Genomic DNA, 5,029 nt, shown 5'->3' on the forward strand with positions numbered 1-5,029 from the left:
CGGCTTTGGACCCGGCTGTGGCACGGGGTTCGATTCCGGCTTTGGACCCGGCTGTGGCACGGGGTTCGATTCCGGCTTTGGACCCGGCTGTGGCACGGGGTTCGATTCCGGCTTAGGACCCGGCTGTGGCACGGGATTCGATTCCGGCTTCGGACCGGGCTGTGGCAAGGGGTTCGATTCCGGCCTCGGACCGGGCTGTGGCACGGGGTTCGATCCCGGCTTTGGACCCGGCTGCGGCACGGGGTTCGATTCCGGCTTCGGACCGGGCTGTGGCACGGGGTTCGATCCCGGCTTTGGATCCGGCTGTGGCACGGGGTTCGATTCCGGCTTTGGACCCGGCTGTGGCACGGGGTTCGATTCCGGCTTTGGACCTTGCCTGGGATTTAAGTCCGGGGTTGGCCCTTCCTTTGTATCAGGGCAGTGACAGTGAGCGACATTGATGTTCACATGCACGTTTGCTTTAGCATCATTAGTGACATTCACTGAAGGCGTCGGCACTGACGGCTTCACTGGACGATCGTTTCTATCCGGTTTCAGCGGCAATCCGCCGTGATCTATTAGCACCCCCGGGCCTTTTGCATCCGGCTTCACCGCTTGATCAGTCGAACTTGGCTTCACTGGCTGGTCTTTTGCATTCGGCCTCACCGACTCATCAGTCGTACCTGGCTTCACCGACTGGTCTTTTGCATCAGGCTTCACCGTTTGATCAGTCGTACCTGGCTTCACCGGCTGGTCTTTTGCATTCGGCTTCACCGTTTGATCAGTCGTACCGGGTTTCACCGACTGGTCTTTTGCATCAGGCTTCACCGTTTGATCAGTCGTACCGGGTTTCACCGGCTGGTCTTTTGCATCAGGCTTCACCGTTTGATCAGTCGTACCGGGTTTCACCGGCTGGTCTTTTGCATTCGGCTTCACCGTTTGATCAGTCGTACCGGGTTTCACCGGCTGGTCTTTTGCATTCGGCTTCACCGCTTGATCAGTTGTACCTGGCTTCACTGGCTGCTCTTTTGCCTCCAGATCAGGCGTAATACTTTTCCCCAAAAGCATCTCCCGCATGGATTTGAAGAACTGCTCGAGCATGTCAAATACTCTGGTGAGCGCCGTCGCACTCACCATGACCTCACTGTTTTCATTGCGTGCAGCTGCGGGGTTGAGGTTTAAATGGGTCGTCGGAGGTTTAGGTTGCATGTCGACTTTCAACGGGGTCGGCAACTGCCCACTCAGAGGTGATGTATCAACTTTGACAAAGGGCGAATTATTGACAGATAGAGACATTCATAAACTCCTTAATCGGCGCCACCTGACTCCGTTAAATGGCCAGGAAGGCAACAGCCTTAGTGAACTGCAAGCAACAGCACTGCCTGACAGCTGCTAATGTGTGGGAGTTAACGCTGACCAGTTCCTAAAATCGCGCTTCATATAAAGAAACCAAACCAAATCTTCAGACTTTGCCTCGTGCTTTTTAAAGAACACCTCGGTTTGCCGCACCCGAACGTGTGCGTGACAGAAATACAGACTAACAACTCACCTGAAACGCAAACTGTCGATACAATTCAAAACGCCACATAACCGCCCACTTTGATATTTCGCGCGAACATAAAAGACAGCACCAGAACCACGCAGCCGAAGACATATATTTATAAATAAACTTACACGGCGAAACTTTTGAATTCAAAAAACCTATAACGTGCCTAGTTATTACCGAGCAACATTCAAGCTGTCTGAAAACAAACTGCGAGCGCCCTATAAAGGGCGTCAAGTTCAGCCAGATAATCCCAACAAACAAAAAAATGCCCCATATCTCTCAATATGGGGCATTTTTTGAAACAGGACGCCGACTCAAATAATGTTGCACCCACCATCAACGGACATTGAAGCGTTACAACTTATAACGTTGCCGGTTGTGGGTGAGGCATACCAAGCAAGCGGCTAACCTGTTCCAATGCGGTTTCACGACGCAGGGCCGTAAACAGTTCGACCGCCTCCGGGTAATTACGCGTCAACATCGCCAGCCATTGCTTCAAACGGCCCGGCGCCTGCTTTTCAGTCAACTGGGCTACCGATTGACGCCAGAACTCGTGGAGCATGGGTTGCATCTGCGCCCAGGTCATCTCCACTACTTCTTCGCCAGCGCGCGCAGCAGCGATTTGCCGGGCCAGATCGGGCCGCGCGACCAAGCCGCGCCCCAACATGATGTCTTCTGCGCCGCTGATTTCCCGGCACCGCCGCCAATCTTCAACACTCCATATATCACCATTGGCAAACACTGGCACCTTCACCACATCTTGCACACGCGGGATCCACTCCCAATGGGCGGGGGGCTTATAGCCATCGGTTTTGGTACGCGCATGTACCACGATATGCGCCGCACCACCTTCTGCCAGGGCCGTTGCACACACCAACGCGCCATCCGGGCTGTCGAAGCCCAGGCGCATCTTGGCGGTCACCGGGATATGGGCAGGCACGGCACGACGCACATGTTCGACGATCTGGTTGAGCAGCTCCGGCTCCTTGAGCAGCACCGCACCGCCGCGGGACTTGTTGACGGTCTTGGCTGGGCAGCCGAAGTTCAGGTCGATGACTTGCGAACCCAGCTCGCAGGCCAAGGCGGCGTTCTCCGCCAGGCAAACCGGGTCGGAGCCCAGCAATTGCACACGCAACGGCACGCCCGCAGCGGTGTGCGCACCGTGCAGTAGTTCCGGGGCGAGCTTGTGGAAATAGGCAGGTGTGAGCAGGCGGTCGTTGACCCGGATGAACTCGGTCACGCACCAGTCGATACCGCCCACGTGGGTCAACACGTCCCGCAGGATGTTGTCGACCAACCCCTCCATGGGCGCCAAAGCAATTTGCATGGAAAACACTCAACAAAAATCGTGGCGCAGTTTACTGGGTTTCCTGCGGCAACCGTTAACCCCCTGTCAGGGCGGGGCCGTAACCTTCAATAAACTCGGCGGGCATACGCTTGGGCTTGCCGCTGGACAACTCAATACATACGAAGGTTGTTTGCGCACGCAGCAGGGTCGCGCCGTCACGGGGGCGCACAAGCTGGAAACGACGGGTCATTTTCAGGCGTTGGTCCCAATCGACGATCCAGGTGGCAAGTTGTAACTCATCGCCCTCATAGCCTGCCGCCAGGTAGTCGATCTCATGGCGCACCACGGCCATGGCGCGGTCCAGGCGGCGGTATTCGGTGAGGTCCAGCCCCAAGCGCTGCGAATGGCGCCAGGCGCAACGCTCCAGCCATGAGACGTACACCGCATTATTGGCGTGCCCCAGGCCGTCGATGTCCTCAGCCGCAACCTGCAGATCGATGATGAACGGCGTTGCCAAATCCCAGCCCATGCCTTGCTCCAGTCGATTGATGTCGGCGGGGCAGTGTATCAGGCGCTTTGGCGCTCCTGTAGACGGCAGCCGGCCAATAGGGCGAGTACAGCGTCGATGACCTGCGGGTCGGCGAGCACTTTCTGGTGGCCACCCTGCTCCAGGCGCAGCAGGCGGCTGTCGAACCAGGCTTCGTGAATGGCTTGAGCCGCCCTGACCGGAACGAAGGTGTCGTCTTCGGCGTGCACGATCAGGACGGGAATGTTCAGCTGGTAGTGGGCCACGTCCAGATGCTTGAGCGGCATGCCCATGCTCAACTCCACCTCTTGGATAAAGGCTGAGCGCGCCCGTGGCGGCAAGCCGACCATGCGGGTGAACCCGCGTAGCACATCCAGAAAGCGCGACGGTGCGGCAATGCTGACCAATGCCTGCGTACGCAACCCCAACTGCACCGCCAACATCGCACTGGCGCCGCCCATGGAATGGCCGACCACCGCATACAGCGGTGGCAGCTCGGCCGCCGCCTCAAGCATGGCGCGGGCAAACAGCAGCACATGGGCTTCACGCCCTGGCGAACGACCGTGGGCGGGACCGTCCAGGGCTATCACCGAATAGCCGTTGTCGACCAACGCCGTGATCAAGCTGGCGAATTGAGTCGGCCGGCCTTCCCAGCCATGCATCAGCAGCACCGCCGGGCCATGCCCCCAACGCAATGCCGACAGGCCGAAACGCAGAGTGATGCGCTCCGACTGGGCCAACAGCGGCAACTCCCAGTCACGCGGCGGCAGATCGCGCGGGGTCATGAAGGTGCGACGCATCTTGCTGGCGACCGCATGCGGCGCAAGGCGCCCCACCGTGCCATTGAAACCACGAACCCAGGTCAATGCGCCCATCTTGCGCCCCCTTTTTCAGCGTACCGCCGACTTGGCCGCACGTATCACCCGATCCGATAACTCGCCCGGCCCCAGCGCCCGCGCCAGGGTCAGCCCCCCGACCATCAAGGCCATGTCCGCCAGGGCTTTGTCGATCTCTTCAGGGCTGCCGGCCAGTTGCGCAGCCATCAACTCGACGTGCTCGTTCAAAACCTCGCGAAAAGCGTCCGGCAAGCGGCCCATCTCCCCCACCGTCGCGGGCAACGGGCAGGCCTGGGTCGTGGAGTCGCGGTGCTTGCGCGACAGATAAAACGCTGCGACCAACGTGCGGCGCTCTTCGCCGGTCAGTTGTTCGTCCAAGTCATCGATGGAGGCGCGACGCTGCGCCAGCAACTGGCTGAACGCTTCCAGCATCAGCGCATCTTTGCTTTCAAAGTGCGCATAGAAGCCGCCGACCGTCAGCCCAGCCGCCCCCATCACTTCGCCCACACTGGGCTCAGCCGGGCCACGCTGGATCAACGCCGCGCTGGCAGCCTGCAAAATACGTTCGCGGGTTTGCGCTTTTTTATCGCTCATCGAAGCCTCCGTCTCTCATGGGTTGAATATTATTACCATAATAATATTTGGCAAGCGATAAGCACGACCGCCGGTCAGAACAGAAAATGGGTGATAAAGGAGGGAATTGGCCAAACGCCAGACAAACAAAAGGGCCATTCAATAATTGAATGACCCTTAAAAATCCCGCAGAGCGGGTAATCGTGGCGTCCCCTAGGGGACTCGAACCCCTGTTACCGCCGTGAAAGGGCGGTGTCCTAGGCCACTAGACGAAGGGGACA

General features: G+C 58.4%; 5 protein-coding genes and 1 tRNA gene. All 6 read right to left on the reverse strand.

Annotation, left to right across the window (positions count from 1 at the left end):
* On the reverse strand, positions 1–1,275 hold a 1,275-nt coding region (locus AC07S6_RS26770; protein ID WP_495113369.1), incomplete at its 3' end, for a hypothetical protein.
* 611 nt (positions 1,276–1,886) lie between these two features.
* Entirely contained in the window at positions 1,887–2,852 is a 966-nt protein-coding gene (locus AC07S6_RS26775) for a tRNA dihydrouridine synthase (RefSeq protein WP_495113370.1), read from the reverse strand.
* 55 nt (positions 2,853–2,907) lie between these two features.
* Positions 2,908–3,342 (reverse strand): acyl-CoA thioesterase, encoded by a 435-nt coding sequence (locus AC07S6_RS26780; RefSeq protein ID WP_020300953.1) that lies wholly within the window; start codon positions 3,340–3,342, stop codon positions 2,908–2,910.
* Positions 3,343–3,380: 38 nt separating this feature from the next.
* On the reverse strand, positions 3,381–4,214 hold the full coding sequence (locus AC07S6_RS26785) for an alpha/beta hydrolase (protein ID WP_495113371.1): 834 nt from the start codon (positions 4,212–4,214) through the stop codon (positions 3,381–3,383).
* Positions 4,215–4,229: 15 nt separating this feature from the next.
* Positions 4,230–4,769 (reverse strand): TetR/AcrR family transcriptional regulator, encoded by a 540-nt coding sequence (locus AC07S6_RS26790; RefSeq protein ID WP_495113372.1) that lies wholly within the window; start codon positions 4,767–4,769, stop codon positions 4,230–4,232.
* Positions 4,770–4,952: 183 nt separating this feature from the next.
* Positions 4,953–5,028: transfer RNA gene (locus AC07S6_RS26795), tRNA-Glu, on the reverse strand.
* Between the last annotated feature and the right edge of the window lies 1 nt (position 5,029).

This window comes from Pseudomonas sp. GW821-FHT07B01, from assembly GCF_059419065.1.